The sequence below is a fragment of the Sphingomonas sp. PR090111-T3T-6A genome (assembly GCF_000383095.1).
Lineage (GTDB): Bacteria > Pseudomonadota > Alphaproteobacteria > Sphingomonadales > Sphingomonadaceae > Solisphingomonas.
In genome coordinates this window covers 1-16,201 of record NZ_AORL01000005.1, presented here as the reverse complement: position 1 = coordinate 16,201, position 16,201 = coordinate 1, and the positions used below count along the sequence as shown (strand labels likewise).

General features: G+C 63.4%; 15 protein-coding genes. 7 read left to right on the top strand and 8 right to left on the bottom strand.

The features are described 5' to 3' along the window. Window positions 1-63: 63 nt before the first annotated feature. Window positions 64-627, top strand: coding sequence for an alkyl hydroperoxide reductase subunit C (ahpC, locus tag ST3T6A_RS0101360; RefSeq protein ID WP_019831089.1), 564 nt, complete (start codon window positions 64-66; stop codon window positions 625-627). Window positions 628-667: 40 nt separating this feature from the next. On the opposite strand, the gene ST3T6A_RS0101355 is transcribed toward ahpC, so the two are convergent. Beyond that, the gene (locus tag ST3T6A_RS0101355; RefSeq protein ID WP_019831088.1) at window positions 668-1,456 is read right to left on the bottom strand and encodes a metallophosphoesterase; all 789 of its coding nucleotides are present in this window, start codon (window positions 1,454-1,456) and stop codon (window positions 668-670) included. Between the two features lie 342 nt (window positions 1,457-1,798). After that, on the bottom strand, window positions 1,799-4,630 hold the full coding sequence (gene traA, locus ST3T6A_RS0101350; RefSeq protein WP_019831087.1) for a Ti-type conjugative transfer relaxase TraA: 2,832 nt from the start codon (window positions 4,628-4,630) through the stop codon (window positions 1,799-1,801). A gap of 171 nt (window positions 4,631-4,801) precedes the next feature. On the opposite strand from traA, the gene ST3T6A_RS0101345 reads away from it, so the two are divergent. Beyond that, window positions 4,802-5,104 carry a conjugal transfer protein TraD gene (locus ST3T6A_RS0101345; protein WP_019831086.1) on the top strand — a complete coding sequence of 101 codons (303 nt, stop codon included), beginning with the start codon at window positions 4,802-4,804 and terminating at the stop codon, window positions 5,102-5,104. A gap of 37 nt (window positions 5,105-5,141) precedes the next feature. After that, window positions 5,142-5,366: a conjugal transfer protein TraD gene (locus ST3T6A_RS21890; RefSeq protein WP_019831085.1), complete on the top strand. Its 225-nt coding sequence runs from the start codon at window positions 5,142-5,144 to the stop codon at window positions 5,364-5,366. On the opposite strand, the gene ST3T6A_RS19035 is transcribed toward ST3T6A_RS21890, so the two are convergent. Beyond that, complete coding sequence (locus ST3T6A_RS19035) at window positions 5,363-5,695, bottom strand: RNA polymerase sigma factor (RefSeq protein WP_019831084.1); 333 nt, start codon at window positions 5,693-5,695, stop codon at window positions 5,363-5,365. The two genes, ST3T6A_RS21890 and ST3T6A_RS19035, sit on opposite strands and share 4 nt — an antisense overlap. Next, complete coding sequence (locus ST3T6A_RS0101330; RefSeq protein WP_019831083.1) at window positions 5,682-6,176, bottom strand: hypothetical protein; 495 nt, start codon at window positions 6,174-6,176, stop codon at window positions 5,682-5,684. The genes ST3T6A_RS19035 and ST3T6A_RS0101330 overlap by 14 nt, the downstream gene beginning before the upstream one ends. 201 nt (window positions 6,177-6,377) lie before the next feature. Here ST3T6A_RS0101330 and ST3T6A_RS21320 point away from each other — a divergent pair, with 201 nt between their 5' ends. Further along, complete coding sequence (locus ST3T6A_RS21320; RefSeq protein WP_019831082.1) at window positions 6,378-6,536, top strand: hypothetical protein; 159 nt, start codon at window positions 6,378-6,380, stop codon at window positions 6,534-6,536. A 188-nt stretch (window positions 6,537-6,724) separates the two neighbouring features. Beyond that, entirely contained in the window at window positions 6,725-6,934 is a 210-nt protein-coding gene (locus tag ST3T6A_RS0101320) for a helix-turn-helix transcriptional regulator (RefSeq protein ID WP_019831081.1), read from the top strand. A 25-nt stretch (window positions 6,935-6,959) separates the two neighbouring features. On the opposite strand, the gene ST3T6A_RS21315 is transcribed toward ST3T6A_RS0101320, so the two are convergent. Beyond that, window positions 6,960-7,880, bottom strand: a complete 921-nt coding sequence (locus tag ST3T6A_RS21315) for a hypothetical protein (protein WP_157602279.1) — start codon at window positions 7,878-7,880, stop codon at window positions 6,960-6,962. Between the two features lie 343 nt (window positions 7,881-8,223). On the opposite strand from ST3T6A_RS21315, the gene ST3T6A_RS0101310 reads away from it, so the two are divergent. Together ST3T6A_RS0101310 and ST3T6A_RS0101305 are read left to right on the top strand one after the other, a co-directional pair. Next, entirely contained in the window at window positions 8,224-11,244 is a 3,021-nt protein-coding gene (locus ST3T6A_RS0101310) for a RelA/SpoT domain-containing protein (protein WP_019831079.1), read from the top strand. A 116-nt stretch (window positions 11,245-11,360) separates the two neighbouring features. Continuing rightward, on the top strand, window positions 11,361-13,688 hold the full coding sequence (locus ST3T6A_RS0101305; RefSeq protein ID WP_202804554.1) for a KAP family P-loop NTPase fold protein: 2,328 nt from the start codon (window positions 11,361-11,363) through the stop codon (window positions 13,686-13,688). A gap of 366 nt (window positions 13,689-14,054) precedes the next feature. Here the strand turns inward: ST3T6A_RS0101305 and ST3T6A_RS0101295 are convergent, their stop codons facing one another. The 3 genes from ST3T6A_RS0101295 to ST3T6A_RS0101285 form a co-directional block, all read right to left on the bottom strand. Further along, window positions 14,055-14,462 carry a hypothetical protein gene (locus ST3T6A_RS0101295; protein ID WP_235785705.1) on the bottom strand — a complete coding sequence of 136 codons (408 nt, stop codon included), beginning with the start codon at window positions 14,460-14,462 and terminating at the stop codon, window positions 14,055-14,057. Window positions 14,463-14,478: 16 nt separating this feature from the next. Next, window positions 14,479-14,679: a hypothetical protein gene (locus tag ST3T6A_RS0101290; RefSeq protein ID WP_019831075.1), complete on the bottom strand. Its 201-nt coding sequence runs from the start codon at window positions 14,677-14,679 to the stop codon at window positions 14,479-14,481. An 82-nt stretch (window positions 14,680-14,761) separates the two neighbouring features. Further along, window positions 14,762-16,006: a tyrosine-type recombinase/integrase gene (locus tag ST3T6A_RS0101285; protein ID WP_019831074.1), complete on the bottom strand. Its 1,245-nt coding sequence runs from the start codon at window positions 16,004-16,006 to the stop codon at window positions 14,762-14,764. Window positions 16,007-16,201 lie beyond the last annotated feature (195 nt).

The following is a 16,201-nucleotide window of genomic DNA, read 5'->3' as shown; positions in this document are numbered from 1 at the left end:
AATTTAACATGATGTTGGCGATGTCAGCCCGGAATCAGAAAACATTTATAGCAGGGATTTGTGATGCCTCTTCTCGGAACGATGATTAAGCCCTTCAAGGCGTGTTCCTACAAAAGCGGAAAATTCGTAACCGTCACCGACGCTGAGATTAGTGGCAGGTGGGCGGTTTTCTTCTTTTACCCGGCTGACTTCACGTACGTTTGCCCAACAGAACTTGAAGATCTTGCTGATAACTTTGACGAATTTTGTCGCCTTGGTATTGATATATTCTCAGTATCAACCGATACGGTATACAGTCACAAGGTATGGCACGACATATCGCCCGCCATTGCGAAAGTGCAGTTTCACATGCTGGCTGATCAAGGCCACATAATTTCGTCCAATTTTGACGTCCTTCGCCCTGGAGAGGGTATTGCTGATCGTGGAACCTTCGTTGTCGATCCGGACGGCATTATTCGCATTATCGAGATAACGAGCGATGGGGTCGGCCGAAGCGCTAGCGAACTGCTCCGCAAGATCCAGGCGGCACAGTATGTCGCAGCTAACCCCGGTGAGGTGTGCCCAGCCAAATGGGAAGACGGCGACGAGACGATTACCCCGGCACCGGAACTCGTCGGGAGGATTTAATCGGTCCTTTCGTGTAGCATTTTTTCGACCGCTTTGCTGTCTAGTCGATGACGACCATCTTTAGCGGATCGAACGCGCTGTTTTCATATCGCCCACCAGATCGTGTCGGGCCGTAGCCCTTCGGATTGCAGACGATCCGCGTGCCGCCGGCTCGATAGTCACAGCTCGAGTGGGTGTGACCATGAACCCAGAGGGTCGCATTGGAAGGCTCGATAAGCCATGCGAGATCGGAACAGAAGGCTGGGTTCAGACTGTCACCATCATATTGCGGTGCGATCGATCGAACGTGCGGCATATGATGCGTGACGACGACGGTCGGCCCAAGGAAACTCTCCGGCCTCAGTTGCTCGGTCAGCCATCTCGCCGAGTTTTGGTGCCATTCGAGCGCCTGCTCCGGTTGCAGAGCCTCCGAAGCACTGTCAGGGAAAATGTAACGGTGGTCGTTCATCTTCATGGCGGCAACCTTCATTGATTGCGCGCGCGTTCCATAAAGATCATAATTCGTCCAAAGTGTAGCGCCCAGAAAGCGGACACCATCGATTACGACCGCTTCGTCGATCAAGAAATGGATTCCCGCGCTTGAGGCGAGTTCACGGGCCCTCTCCGCTTCGTCTGGTAGCTCAAACCTATCTTCGATGGAGTACCATTCATGGTTGCCCGGGACATATACGACCGGCTTGTCGACCCGCTCCGCCAACCATCGGATGCCTTCGCTCGCGGGGTCATGTATGTCTCCGGCCGCTATAAGGACATCAAAGTCTGGCAGAGGCTGAGGCAAGTCCCAATCAGACTGTTCAATGTGCAGGTCGCTCAGTATCCAGAGGCGCATCGCGGGACAGTAGCTCTGTTAGCCATCCACGTCACCAGGACTCAGGATCGTCAAGCGCTCGATATTTGGCAAGGTAAGATTGGTATGCTTCAAAGGCGAAGCGCGCGCTCGGAGAGGCGCTAATGGCGATAGGGGAGGCATTCACTGACCGGGGGCAGCACGACGTAATGTCAGTTGCTTGAGGGATGTCGCGCTCGCTGCCGATTGCAGCAGCCGGCGAGAGCGCTCCTGTCCACCAATTTTGCATCGTTGGAGCGCTCGGTCGCCCGCCGGCCTTTGGACAGATGCAGCCCGAATGCCGCCCGACGGCTTTGCCGCAATGCCGGCCGTTGAGCGCCTGCGTCACATGCCGATGCCCAGCCCCCTGCTCCGGTTGCGGCCGACGAGATCGCCAAGGCTTTCGGCAACGCTGCGACCGGGGATTTCGGGAAGTCCAAGCTGGCTCCGGCGTGAGCGCAGAATGGATTCGACCTGAGGATCGCGCTCGAGGCCCTTTGCCATCCCCGCCATTGTTTGGGCGACACGATCGGCCCGGCTATCCTCGTGATCGCGAAGCAGCAGTCGGCGCTGACGTTCAAGCCCCTGCCAGCGCTGCACGAAGGTATCAGCGCGAAGAGCGGGATCTGTCCGCATTTCGGTTTCGAGTTGCATCGCTCGGATGACCGTATTCGTACGGCCGGCGCCTGCCTCGTCAATCAACCTCGGGTCGACGGCAAAGGCACTTTCCAACTCCCTGGCGCCGTTCGGCTGAATCCTGTCGAGGGCGTTGCGGCTGGCGGCCAGTTCGGCCGTCTGCTCGGCTGAGCTCGGGTCGCCGACGGAATGCGCAAAGCGGATCGCCTGCACGATGCGGCCGTGCCGGGTGACAGCCGACGGTAGATTGGGGTGCGGCCCGGTTAACTTGAGCGGGGAGCGGGTCATCTCCCCCACGGGAGCGTGCTCAGGCATCGCCCGGCCGCCTTGCCCGCGACCCGCGACGATCTGCGAAGCATAGTCCAAGGCCATGTCCTTGCCGCGCTCGCGGGAGAGCTTCCGGACGAGTGTAGCCTGGTCGGCAAAATCGTCTCGGCCGTAGTGGAGGTCGACGCGTTCGCGGTGGCGGGACAGCGCGACATAGGTGGCGTGACGGTCGAGCCCCGGTGTCGCCAGCACATGCACGCGATCGATCGTCACGCCCTGCGACTTGTGGATGGTCGCGGCGTAGCCGTGATCAATGTCGGTATAATCCTTCGTGTCGAAAGCCACAGATCGGCCGTCGTCCATCATCACCGCCATTCGGGTAATGCTGATGCTTGTCACGGTCCCCAGCGATCCGTTTTTCACGCCCAAGCTGCGCTCGTTGCGCAGGAACATGACCCGGTCGCCGCTGGCGAAGAGACGTTCGCCCTGGCTGGTGCCGACACGGTGCTCGATGCTGAGCTCATGATCTGCCCGGAGACGATCGCGCGCGAGTGTGTTGAGCTCCAAGACTTCGTCGCGCGTATGTGTGAGGATGATCCGGCTGCCGTTGGGCGCGATCTTGCGGGCCTCATCCCAGCGGTCGATCAGATCCCTGCGCGCCGCGTCTCGCGTGTCGGCGGCATGAACGTGGCCTGCTTCATCATAAGCGCGGATCGCTACCGCCGATCGCCCAGTTGCGAGTTGCCGCGTGGCATCGCGCTGCCAGTCCTCACGCTGCCGGCGAATGGTCGTGATCTCAACACCGCCATGCCGCTCGGCGATCGAGCGGAAAGCGGCACCGGCCTCGATCGCCTGGAGCTGTTCGGGATCGCCCACCAGCACAAGCTTGGCGCCGCGCTTCTCGGCTTCGCGGACGAGGCGCTCCATCTGACGGGAGCCAATCATACCGGCTTCGTCGACGACGAGGATGTCCTGGCGCGTGAGCAATTCCCTCTCCTGCCCCCATTGATGTTCCATGCTGGCAATGGTGCGAGATGCGATGCCGGAGCCGCTCTCCAGATTCTCGGCGGCGATGCCCGACAAAGCGAGACCGGTGACGCGGTAGCCCGCATTCTCCCAGGTATCGCGTGCCACGCCCAGCATCGCCGACTTGCCGGTGCCGGCATAGCCGATAACGACGCCTAATCCCCTTGCCTCGGTCACATGGTCGAAGGCGTCGCGCTGCTCGGCCAAGAGGGTCATGCCACGCGCGGCCGCTCGGCTGAGCGCGGCGCCACGTTCCAGCTCGCCGACACCGTGGCGGCCACGCGCCGCCACCGCCTTCGTCGCGCGCTCCAGCCGCTGCTCGGTCTCGATCATCGAGCGGCTCGTAAACCGCTCATCGCCGCGCCCATCCCTGCCCAGCGCGACGACCTCTGGCGACGCGCGGACCGCCGCCATCACCTGATCGAACTGCTCCTTCCCATCGCTCTGGCGATGGACAAACATGGCAAGATCGCGGGTCGTGAATGTGGCCTGCCCGTGCGTGATCGCATCCAGCGCGATGGTCGGATTGGCGAGAATCCGATCGCCATTGGCGCGGGCGATCTCGTGATGTTCATCGAGGCGTTCGCTGGCAAGCCCCTGCCCCGCCATCCGCGACGCGGCCGGTCCAAGCTTGTCCTGGGGCTCGAGGTCGATCCCTTGCGCTTCGAGACTGCGATGATCGACCCGCGCATCGATATCCAGTTCCGCCAACCTGGCATTCACATGACCGGCCCAGCGTTCGCGCCATTGCTCGAGCAGCGAGATCGCGTTCCAGTCGCGGACCTTCGGGCCGAAGCCCCGTTCGTCAACGGACCGGGTTGTCAGCATCACATGGGCGTGAGGCTTGGCCAGCCCGTCCTCCCCAATGTCCCAATGCACGTTGAGATCGGCGATCATGCCCTTGTCGACAAACTCTGTTTTCACAAACTCGCGCGCCAGCCGGATGCCTTCGACCTGGTCCAGCTCGCGGGGGATGGCGAACTCCACCTCTCGCGCGAGTTGCGCGTCCTTGCGGACCTCTACCGCCTCGACCGCATTCCACAGCTTTTCGCGGTCCTGCCATTCGGCCGGCGCGCCGTCCGGGAGCGTCACCTCGGAATGGACGACACCCGCTTTGTTGGAGAAGTCGTGATGGCGATCGAGACGCTGGTCGTGCAGGCGCGAGGCCGAGCGGTAGGCGGCAGCGGCCAGCGCCGACGAGCCATTGGCCCGAGAGATCATCTTCGCGGAGAAATGGTAGATCGCCATGGCGGCAATCCATCTACACTTCAAAGCGCACGTCGGCACGACGTATAAGCGCGCCCTCAAATGATTTCATCTTTCTCGGGACGGTCACGTCCCACGACATTTCACGACATTGCGACTGATCGATCTACACGATAACTGGCTTGTCCTCACCGATTTTCCGGGAGGACTGTGATGCGCAAACCCCGCGATTTCGACGCGGAGCTGAAGGCGCTCGACGACAAGGCGAAGCGACTCAAGGAACAGCGTCGGGTCCAGCTTGGCGAGCTGGTCATCGCCTGTGGAGCGGACGGCGTCGCACCCGAGACATTGGCCGGCGCTCTGCTCGCGCTTTCCGACGCGGATGCGTCAACGACGGAGGTCTGGCGCCAGCGGGGCGCGGCCTTCTTTCAGCGCGCGCCCCGCAAGCCAGCTCGCGGCTCTGCACAGGAACCGAACGGCACTCTTCCGTTCGACCGCCCTGCGCAACCGGCTTGAGCTGTCGCGTGCCCGTACCGACACACGCGACTGGGTCATGAAACGGCGCGAACGCACGCGCCAACTGATCGAGCTGGGTGGGCTTGTCGCCAAGGCCGGGCTTGTCGAACTGGTCGGCGATGATCGGACCGTTCTGTTCGGAGCGATGCTCAACGTCGCGGCGAAACTGCAAGGTGAGGAACGCGAACGCGCGCTCATGCTCTGGCGTCGGCGTGGTAAGCACGCGTTCGAAGCCGACGCGGCGGCGAAGAGGTCCGACTAGAGGCCGAGCTGCCGATCGCGGCGCGTGCGGCGCCACCGCGCCCATGCGACACGCCAGGGGCGCATTGCGCGTCGGATACGCGTCCGCAGCGTTGCATGGCCATCGCGAAACCCCAGCACCCCGATGAGCGCTTCCCCCATGCGGAGCACGACTTCGTCAACGCTGATCCCACATCGCCATGCGATCTCGGCATAGCTGTGACCATCCAAACGATGGAGCAGGAACACCGCTCGGGTCAGGCGCGGCAGATCGTTGAGGGCGATGACGAAACCCGCCCGCCTCTCGGCCGTGACGTCCTCATCGTCGGCACCAGCATCATTGTCCGTCATCGCCGCCCTCCCCCATCTCCTCGGCGCGATCGTAGAGGGTCAGGCCGCCATCATATTGGTCGGTGAGGAAGCGATTGCCGACGGCCCGCAGACGGTCGATCTCGTCGATGGTGAACACCGACAGGCGGATCATTGCCCTGCCCCGCAAACCGATCGCTACAGCGCGGCGGGCAGCCCCCCAGGTCCGGCGCCGCCCTCGATAGGCGGGATGATCGACGAACGCCCAGATCTCATAGACGTTGATCTCACCGGTCTCGCGGTCGGGCGCTCCCCCTGCCCTCGCATAGGGCCCGACCAGCATGATGCGGTGGAGAATGCCACGCCTCGGCGCGCGGGGCCGGCGGTCGACGAAGTGGAGACGCAGCAGCCGTACCGCGCGCTCGATCTCCTGCTGCTTGCGGGGCACCAGATGGCTTAGCCGCGCCATGATGCGGCGGCGCGCCATCAACACCGCCCATTCTTGCGATGCCGGAGCGCTCATGACGACTGCTCCGCAGCAGGCATGCGTTCGGGGTTGGCGGGGCGCACCCCGACCAATAGAGTCTGTACAGCCATGTCACCTCTCCGAAGGTGTCGCGGTTAGACCGAGGGGCAGGGCCCTAATCCTGCCCCTCGGTCGCATCAGTGATATCAGTGCTATCTATTGTTCGTCAACACGCGCCTGATATGACTGGCATCAGTTATGTCGACCGAATTGAAATCCGTCCGCTTCATCTTTTCGGCGGAGCCGAGCTTGCTGGCGCGCGTGGATAGCTGGCGCCGCAAGCAGGCCGATTTGCCATCACGCGCTGAGGCGGTCCGCCGCCTTCTCGATGATGCGCTGAAGTCGACCGAGGTTTAAAGCTCGAGGATAAGAGGCGATTGGCCCCAGACCGCCGCCCAATGATCTTCGCTCCCGCAGGATAGGCCGAGGCATTCTGGTGCACCACGCGGCCTACTGGGGCACTGCCGTCCGGCCCCACTTGTAAGAGACATGGCGCGAACCATTCTTCTGCGCTCCTACAGCTCTGCGCGAACAGGAGTGCTACGGTGAACCAGCCCGACCGGATCCTTCGACTGCCGACCGTTCTTGAGCGTACCGGCCTCAGCCGGTCCACGCTTTACCGGAAGATGGGCAACGGCAGCTTCCCGAAGAACCTCGCGATCAGTGCCCGCTGCACGGGATGGCGGGAATCCGCTGTCGACACCTGGGTCCGCAATCCGATGTTCTACAGTGTAAACGACTATCCGGACGCGTGACGGCACGATGATAAGCAAACAATTATTATGAGCAGTCACCGCGACGCGGGGCCCGTGTTCCGTTGGGAACAAGCGTGACCGTGCCGTCACGAGGATCCCATGTGCTTGTGAAGCGGCGAAGAAAGCCGATCCCCAAGGTGAGCCGCTCCATGCTCCGTTCGGCGCGCTCCACGTCTACGACGTCGACGTTCTGTTCGCCGACTGACACGGTCCGAAGCGTGACACAGTCCTTCCCTGGCCGCCTGCGGATGGTGTGGGCAGCCATAACCTTCGCCCAACTGGAGGGTTGAAGCGCGAGCCGATCCCATCCTGCGGTGTCGAGTATGGCGGGTGTCGGGTGCTGACCGATGATCGTAGTGAAAGGCACGACCGGGCTGGACGGCGCAAAGGAAACAACAATGCTTCCAAGCGGATGAGCAGTACGTGGAGCCGAATTCACCGGGAGAAGCCGAAGGGTGTGGTCGCGATAATCGATGGTCGTGACATACGCTTTGAGAAAGCCCCATCCCAGCCAGCCGAGAAAATGGGGATCAATGTCCTCCTGCTCCTGCCGAGCATCAACGCTCAAAGAAGCATCATCGTTTTTGCGATCTCCGGACGAAGCAACGGCGCTCAGCACGCCCGCGAGGATCGCCGTATAGTGTCCGGTATGCCACCGCAGATCCAGCGCCTGCCCTGATGCAGTCATGCCACCGCCAGCGGGCGTTCCGGTGTCCATTGGGATGTAATTTCGATTCAGCAAGAAACGGTCTGAATCTCCCGTGTCGAGCAGGAACACGCCCGAGGTATCATTCACGGACGCCGCTATAAGCGGATAGCCCTCTTTGTTCAGGTGAAACGGTAATACGATCTCACCAGGAGCCGCCAAATCAGAGTGTTCAGGCTGTGCTATCGCCGGAGTCACGCTCACCAGCAGCGCGAGAATGGCCAGAAAGCGAGCCTGCATTCGCGCACCGTATTGCCCCATTAACACACCTGTCAACGCTTGCTTTCAGTCGGCGCATTCCAGTGTCGGCCTCGGGGCGAGAGCGCCGGCCGGTCACGCCGCCAATGGCGGACGTTAGGTGCGGTAGCGCGACGGAGTGGTCATTTTCTTCCAGATCCTTGGGGTTTCCACCCTTGGAACGCATAGCATGCGTTCATTTTGGATCTTGTCCGGCGGCGTTGTTCTCGCCGTAGACGTCCGGCGACCGTTGAGAGTTGATATACCGTCGCCTATTCCTCGGTCCGAAAACTGGAGCCTGACGACGCGCGATCAAGGCGGGGGCCGGCTGCGGCTTGGGGGCTAGATGAACTTTGAGGAATACAAGGTCAGCGGGCGTGCCCGATACGTGGACTTCGTTGCGGCGGTGCGGACCATATTGACCGCTGCGGTCGAGGCGCAGGGCATGGTCCCTCACGCCATCACGGGGCGGGCCAAGGAGACGGCTTCTTTAGAGAAGAAGCTTCGGATGCGGGGCATAGACCCAGCCAGCGCGATCGACGAGCAGCTCAAGGACTTGGCAGGCGCGAGGATCGTCTTCCTCACGAATTCCCAGGTCGCACGCTTCTCGAATAGCGGCGCGATCTACGACAACTTCGAGGTCCTCGGGGTCAACATCCACCATCCAGTTCCAGGAACGGAGACCGAGGACAGGCTGTTTGACAGCACGAACTATCTCGTCCAGCTGAAGCCGGATCGGCTCTCACTGCCGGAATACGCGCGCTTCGCGGGCATGCGGGCGGAGATCCAGTTGCAGACCCTGCTCAACCACGCATGGGCTGAGATGGGACACGACACCATATACAAGGAGCCTGCGCTCCAGCATGTCGACAAGGCCCATCTCGAACAGATCGAGAAGCGGATGATCGCCGTCATGCGCAAACATCTGGTCCCGGCCGGTCACGAGTTCGACAAGATCGCGCGCGACTTCGCCAGGATCGTCAAGGCTGACCAGAGCGTCGACGAGGTTCGCTCGGTCCTTCAGGATTCGAACAGCAATGACGCGCTCGCGGAGGCGCTTGAAGCACTCGACACGGCGATCCTGCCCTTGCTCGCCGACCGAGCGGAGGAGTTCCGCAAGCTCGTGCCCATGCTTGTCGATGTCGTCGAGAGAAGCCGCAACAGTAAGCCGGGCCAGCTCGAAACGGTCTTCGGAATGATCGCGGGCAAGGCCGGAAGCGCCGTGGCGCGAGGGGTGTCATCGATCATCACGCACCACAGGCTCGTCGATCGCCCCCTTACGTTCGAGACGCTCGTGCGTCTTTTCCTCGGCGCCACCGACGACGCAGAGCGGAAGGTCTGGGTGGACGCGGCGACCAGCTTCGCGGAACACAGTCTCGAGGTCTGGCGGCAGGCCGGCCCAATGGTCCAGCACGAGATAGTCGAAGCGATCGAGGCGCTCGAGCCCGAACGTGTCCGTGATGCTCGCGGACTATTGGTCCCGATGCTGGGGAAGGTCCTGTCGACCACGCTCGAAGGGACGGAACGCGGCGCCTTCAACACCATCCTCATCCACACGGGCAGCGTCGGTGGCAGCAGGGCGCTTCGTAAGGTCCGGTCGCGGGCGATCGCCTTGCTTGAGCGGCTGCTCGATGAGGCCTCCGACGACGCGGCCCGCCGCGACGTCTTGGATGCGCTTCGCCAAGCGACGAGGCCACCTTATCAGGGAGGTGATGAGGCCCTGCGGACGATGGTCATGGAGGACGCCGCAGCCGTCGCGAGCATCGAGCGCGCCCGCGCGCCCGGTTGGAGCCTCGAGCTGCGCCGACAGTCCGAAGTTCGGGCGTTCCAGACCTATCGCATGTTCCACAGGCGGGCGTCGAACGAGGAAGAGGTCGCCACGCTCGCGGCCGCGCGTACGGCAGCCGTGACCGAGCTGCTGGCGTTGCGTGACACCCTCAACGCCGACCCGGAGTTTGCGCTCTACAAGACGCTGGTCGGTCGTGACTCCGTTGCGCCCTCGGCATGGGCCGAGGAGGATATCAACTGGAGGCGAACCGGCGAATGGCGCCAGGAGCGCAATGCTGAGATCGTCGCGACGATCGATGCAGCCAATATCGACGAATGGCTCGGCCGCATGCGTGGATATCTGACTGAAGGCTCGATCGGCGCCGATTCTTGGCCCATGGCGGATTTCGCTGAAGCGCTTGCCGAAGCGAGGCCGGAAGTCGCGGTCCGCATCCTCGACGTTATGGATGATACGCTCGCGCCGCTGCTGGTCGGGTTGCTGCACGGCTTCGATCGCGCCGAGCGAAGCGACATGGCCGTCCCCTATGCATCGGCCTGGATCGACGACGGGCGCCACCTTCGGCTTCTCATCCAGTGGCTGGCGAACCGGCGGCAGCCCGGCCTCGACCTCCTCGCGAGGGCGTCTGCCCGGGCGTGTGAAATGCGGGACGACGCGGCGGTGCTCGCTGCAATCGATGCCGCCGCGACCCACTTCGAGCGAGCGCCCGACCGCGCGCTGATCGATGAGGTGCTCATGCCCCTCGTCACCCACGCCGCGGAGGCTGGCATCCCCGAGTGGGTCAATTCGACCTACTCGATCTCGAACGGGGGCGTCGTCTCGGCGCTCGATGAGCATCAGGCCCGAACGCTGCTTGGGTCATTCGTCTCGGTGCCGCGTATCGACTACGAGGCGGATCGCCTCTTGGCTCGTATCGCTGATCGCTTCCCCGAACTCGTCCTCGACTTCTTCGGACAGCGCATTTCGCGCGAACGGCGGACGGGCGAGGGTTGGTTCGAGGCGGTGCCCTACGACATCCACGAACTTCGCGATCCGCTATCGAAGAACCCGGCGATTGTGGTCGCCGAGGCCCGGCGTTGGCACGACCGTGAACCTGTTCTCCACCAGTATCTCGGCGGCCGACTGCTCAAGAACGTCTTTCCCGAGCTGACCGGCGAGTTCGCCGACGCACTGCAGGAAATCGTGAAGGAGGGCGACGCTTCGGGCCTGGGGTTCGTCCTCACCACCCTCGTCGCATATGAGGGAAATGAGGCCATTTTCCCGCTCTGCATGGACGTGGTTGACCGTCTCGACGCAGGCGATGCGATGCTAGGCCGCGTCTCGCAGGTGCTCGGCGAACGAGGCGTGATGTCCGGCGAGTTCGGTGCAGTCGATGCGGATCGGAACCAACTCGCGCACTTGCAACCGTGGCTGGAGGATACTCGGCCAAAGGTTCAGGCCTTCACCAAGGCCGAAGTGCGTCGTGTCGAGCAGTCCATGGCGGCGGAGCAACGCCGGGCTGAGCTGGACGTCGAACAGCGCAAGCTGGACTGGGGGGGAAGCGGCGCTCAGCTAGACGGTGACGAAGCCGCTGCGGTCTAGCAGAAAGCATCGGTGCGCTGATATGCGACACCTCGTCGCGACGTCGGGGGAGCGAGCGGCGGCGGTCACGTGGTGACCGTGCGTAGCTGAGGGGGTGGCGAGTGCTTGAGAGGCCGTTGGCGCGTTTTGCCGCGTGGCGTGGGGGAAGAGCTGCACGGCGACAGGCGGAGGCTGCGAGGGCGGCTCCGCTCGACAGCGGCATCGGGGCGGAAGCGCCGATCCGGACCGCGGCGCAGGATCGGCTGAGGCGGGCCGATTTCGCAGGACGCATCGCGGCCGTGCTTTCCGAGCTGAGCCTCCCTGAGGGCAGAGTGTTCGCGATCCGCGGCGGCTGGGGGTTCGGCAAGTCCTCGCTCAAGAATCTGATCACGGAGCGGTTGGACGCGCGCAAGGACGGGGCGGCATGGCTCGACTTCAACCCGTGGCAGTGGGGTGATGGCGATGCGATCGCGCGGGCGCTCTTTGGCCAGATCTCGGACCGGCTCGGCGGCGAGCACTCGAAGGCCGCGTTGGCCCGTGCGGAAGCGCTGCGTCGCTATGGCGCGATGCTCACGGGAGCGAGCTCGCCCATCAAGAAGGCCGGGGGCTCGCCGCATCTGATCTCGACGGTCCTGACCAACGCGTCGGTCATCGCCATCGCGGCCGCGATCGGGTTCGACCTTCCCACCGTGGCAAAAGTGGCGGCCGCGCTCGCGTTCCTGTCGATCGGCGCGTCGGTGATCGGGCGGGTGCTGACATACTTGGGGAAGGATCGGAGTGCGGAGCCGCTCGACAAGGTGCGGTCCGCGCTCGAGGCACGGTTGCGCGAACTCAGCCGACCGCTGGTGGTCTTCGTCGATGACATCGACCGGCTCGAACCGAAGCATGTCCGAGCGTTGCTGCGGCAGGTGAAGGCGAACGCGAACCTGCCGAACATCGTCTTCGTGCTCATGTTTCAGCCCAGCATCGTCGAGAGCGCACTGAAACGGGTCGCCGACGGCGACGGCCGCGCCTTTCTTGAGAAGGTGGTGCAGGCCAACTTCGATCTGCCGGCGGTCCCGGTCTCGATTGTCCACCAGACGTTCGGCGAAGACCTGTCGGCGCTGGCCGGGGTGTATGCAACAGAGGCGAACGGCTTCACGCAGACCCGGTGGGGGAACGTCTTCGTCGGCTGTATCCAGCCGTTGCTCCGCAACATGCGAGATGCGCGGCGGCTGATCTCCTCCATCGCGGTCCACATGCCGCTGCATGTGGCGGGCGACGTCTTCGAAGTGAACCTTGTCGACTTCATCCTGCTGGAGACGATCCGCGTTTTCGAGCCGGATCTGCACACGGAGCTGTTTCAGGAGCGGGCGCTCGTTCTTCAGGAAAGCCGCTTTCGTGGCGACCACCGGAACGAGGCGGACAAGGCGGCCGCACGGCGTTTGCTGAATGTCGCATCTGAAGCGCGTCGTCCGGCGGTCGAAAATGCGCTGAAGGAGCTCTTCCCGCGGCTCGAATGGGCGTTCGGCGGAACCAGCTACGGCGACGACTTCCAGCGGGAGTGGTTGTCCGAGAAGCGCGTCTGCACGCGACGGTATTTCCCCCGCTACTTCGAACTCCAGACGGCCGCCGGCGAATTGTCGGAGCGGGGCTTCGTCGAATTTCTGACAGCGACTTCGGACGAAGGCGAGCTTGCCGCCGTGATCGCCGATGTGGCGGCCAACGGGCAGACGAAATCGCTTGTAGCGCGTCTCGACGAATCCGTGGATCGCCTTCCGGTGGCGAACGCCTCGGTCCTGCTTCCCGCCATGTTCCGAATTGGTCAGGGACTTGCCGGTGAGGACGGCGGCGGCTCCTTCAACGCGCCGTGGGTATCGGCGTGGCGCGCGGTGATCTGGTATCTCAAGCGGATTCCCGGGGACGTGAGAGGCGACCTCGCCCTGGAGGCGCTTCGCGTGACGGGCGCCTTGTCCGTCGGCGCGATCGTGATCCACCTCAGCGACCCTGCCGATCGTGACGAGGGCAAGAAGGCGGATTTCGACCCGGCGCTCGATTTGGCCACCGTCGAGGCGATGAAGTCCGAATGGCTCGGCTTGATCCGGAGCCGCGCCCAGGACGTGGCAGGAATGCTGGCGGAGCCGGATCTCATGTCGCTACTCTACCGGTGGCGCAAATACGGCTCGCCGGACGAGCCGCAGGAGTGGTTGAAGGACGTGATCGCCACCGACGAAGGCTTCGCCACGGTCGCCGACCGAATGATGAGCCGCGGCACGACCAGCTCATGGACAGATCGAGTCGCTACGCCCCACAACGTATTTCAGAAGCAGACCGTCGAAGATTTCATCGGCGTCTCCGTTGCGATGGCGAGATGCGAGGCGATCGATCCGGCCGCGTTCCCCCAACATGAGGAGGCCCTACGCACGCTTCGCAAGCATCTCGAGATGTGGTTGGGCCTTAGGGAGCGCGATCCGTTCGACTTCTGATGATGGACGCCCACCCCAGCGATGGCCGGATGCGATGCACCGTCGCATCCGGCTCCGCTCGGCGTCAGAAGCTGGTCGAGAACCGCGCCCATGCACCGGCAGACGACACACCCACCGCGTTGCCCGAGTTCATCCTGTAGGCCCCGCCCAGAGAGAACGCTCCGATGCTCGTCGGCTTGACCAGCCGAGCTCGAAGCTGCAAATGACCGAGCACCACCGGTCCATCACGATCAGGAATGGCGGTTATCTCAAGTCGGCCATCTGGAAGGCGCCATTCTCCTTTCGGCCACGTCCAGATATGGGAAACTCCGCCGACGATCGACCCATCAATATCGTATGTCGGAAAGGGAAGCCGACGCGACGGGCCTATCGGCCTCGGACGTTTTCGATCTGCCCAAGCACGGAGATCGGCCCGAAATCCTCGCCATATCGTTCGAGCAACCCGGCCAGCCGGTCGATCCCCTGCGCGGTGGCATAAAGGACGTCGGGCCGATGAGCGTTACGCGCCGCGCGCATCATCACCAAATCGCCGCGCTCGACCATCGCGCGCAAATCCAGCGTGTAAGCCCGCCCGCCCGGTACATCGAGCGGAAGGCCGCCTTCGCGGACCGCGAGCCGCAGATAGGCGACGGTCGCTTGCAGCGCGAGGCACGGATTCCGGATCACCATGACAACCTCACGATAGCCTCGGCAACGGGACCATAGGCCCTGTGCGCCCAGGGCACGAGATTTGTCCTCGACGGCAACGCTCAAGGCAATAATGGCCGCCCCCACGACCGTTAGGGTCGCCTCACCCCTTGGGCGTCACCCAGACATCGACCGGGGTGATGAATTTGCCGGGCGCGGGCTTACCAATGTCGACGCGCTGGGCCGTGACACGTTCGCCGGTCTGGAGAATGAATTCAGTTCCGACGAAGGGACGGCGGCCAAAGATGAAGGTCTGAATCGGCTCGCCGGTCGCGGCATTCATGATCGTGGCTTTGATGCTCATTCCGGGCGGGTAGCGGCGGGCACGATACTCTGTCGAGCGTAGCGGGGGGCTTATCCCCAGAAATGCGCGAGGCGCACGCCTCTCACGCGACGGCAGTCAGAGGTGGCCCAACCTCCTCGACGTCGTCACGGCGCACACCAGCGTCGCTCGTGACCATGTGCTCGACGAGATTGCCCCAATCCTGAAGCATCCGCCGGCGCGGGGTGAGGTAGAGCGCGCTGTTATAAGCTCCCCTCACCTCGTCGCGCTCGGCGTGGGCGAGCGCCATCTCGATCCAATCCGGTCGGTAGGACTCGGCCTCGTTGGCCCAGGTGGAGGCGAGGCCTCGAAAGCCATGAACAGTCTGTCGTCCCCGATAGCCCATGCGGTAACAGCCATAGATCATGGTGTTCTGCGAAATGGGCTGGTTGGGTTTGTCGCCGGGAAACACAAAGCCGGTCTTGCTGATCTCCCGGAGGCTCACCAGCAAGGCGGCAGCCTGCGTCGACAGCGGCACGAGATGCTCGCGTTCCATCTTCATGCGGGCCGCGGGCACGCGCCAGAGCGGCTCCGCCGTCTCCAGCCCCTCAAACTCATCCCAGGTCGCGAGCCGCGTCTCATTAGTCCGCGCCCAGCTAAATAGCGTGAACAGGAGAGCCGCACGGGTCACCGCGCGCCGCCTGGGCGTCTCCTCGCCATCATAGGCATCAATCGCCTGCACAAGCTTCGGCAGTTCCTCCATACCCACGCGGGCCATATGGCGGACACGAGGCTTAGGCTTGAGCAGATCGGAGAGATAGGCCGCCGGATCCGTGTCCGCCCAGCCATGCGGGATGGCGAAGCGATAGATCTGGCTGACATGCTGCTTGAGCCGACGGCTGACGTCGAGCGCCCCCCTCGCCTCCACACTGCGCACCATCGCCAGCACATCGGCGCTGGTGACGGCACGGATGTCGGTCTTGCCGAGCGCCGGAAAAGCATCGCGCTCCAGCCGTGCGAGCGTCCGGGCAGCGTGTCCCGGATCCAGCGAGGCCGCGCGATGCTCGTGCCACGCGCGCGCCGCCTTCTCGAAGGTCATGGCGGGCTTGCGGTCGGGCCGTGCTCCCGGATCTCGGCCGGCGGCCAGTTCCAGCCTGGCGGCAGCGCGCTTCAGACGCGCCTCGGCTAACCCAAGCTGGGGGTAGGCACCAAAGGAGAGCAGCTTCTCACGGCCCTCGAACCGATACTTCATCCGCCAGAGCTTCGAGCCGTTGGGCCGGACGAGCAGGTGCAGCCCCTCGCCATCGGCGAGCTTGTAATCCCGCGAGCGCTTGGTGGCGTAGCGGACTTCGAGTTCCTTGAGGGCCATGGGGGTATCTCCTGCGGCACGGGACGCAGTACCCCCCAAAGCACCCCCAAATGCAAATCGACGTCCTGCGCATTTCCGGCATGCGCTGGAACGGCGTGAGTAGCTACGACTCGGCTATAAGGATCTGATTTGGTGCAATAAAAAAGCGCCGCAGGATGACCAGGGGCGCTTTGGTCTCTCTCGGCATTTAGGGGA

Bases quoted from the DNA above. Each gene is read 5' to 3' on its own strand.
- ST3T6A_RS0101330 (WP_019831083.1), bottom strand. From the start codon at position 6,176: ATGAGCGCTCCGGCATCGCAAGAATGGGCGGTGTTGATGGCGCGCCGC.
- ahpC (WP_019831089.1), top strand. From the start codon at position 64: ATGCCTCTTCTCGGAACGATGATTAAGCCCTTCAAGGCGTGTTCCTAC.
- ST3T6A_RS21320 (WP_019831082.1), top strand. From the start codon at position 6,378: ATGTCGACCGAATTGAAATCCGTCCGCTTCATCTTTTCGGCGGAGCCG.
- ST3T6A_RS21890 (WP_019831085.1), top strand. From the start codon at position 5,142: ATGAAACGGCGCGAACGCACGCGCCAACTGATCGAGCTGGGTGGGCTT.
- ST3T6A_RS19035 (WP_019831084.1), bottom strand. From the start codon at position 5,695: ATGACGGACAATGATGCTGGTGCCGACGATGAGGACGTCACGGCCGAG.
- ST3T6A_RS21315 (WP_157602279.1), bottom strand. From the start codon at position 7,880: ATGCAGGCTCGCTTTCTGGCCATTCTCGCGCTGCTGGTGAGCGTGACT.
- ST3T6A_RS0101355 (WP_019831088.1), bottom strand. From the start codon at position 1,456: ATGCGCCTCTGGATACTGAGCGACCTGCACATTGAACAGTCTGATTGG.
- ST3T6A_RS0101310 (WP_019831079.1), top strand. From the start codon at position 8,224: ATGAACTTTGAGGAATACAAGGTCAGCGGGCGTGCCCGATACGTGGAC.
- ST3T6A_RS0101285 (WP_019831074.1), bottom strand. From the start codon at position 16,006: ATGGCCCTCAAGGAACTCGAAGTCCGCTACGCCACCAAGCGCTCGCGG.
- ST3T6A_RS0101345 (WP_019831086.1), top strand. From the start codon at position 4,802: ATGCGCAAACCCCGCGATTTCGACGCGGAGCTGAAGGCGCTCGACGAC.
- ST3T6A_RS0101290 (WP_019831075.1), bottom strand. From the start codon at position 14,679: ATGAGCATCAAAGCCACGATCATGAATGCCGCGACCGGCGAGCCGATT.
- traA (WP_019831087.1), bottom strand. From the start codon at position 4,630: ATGGCGATCTACCATTTCTCCGCGAAGATGATCTCTCGGGCCAATGGC.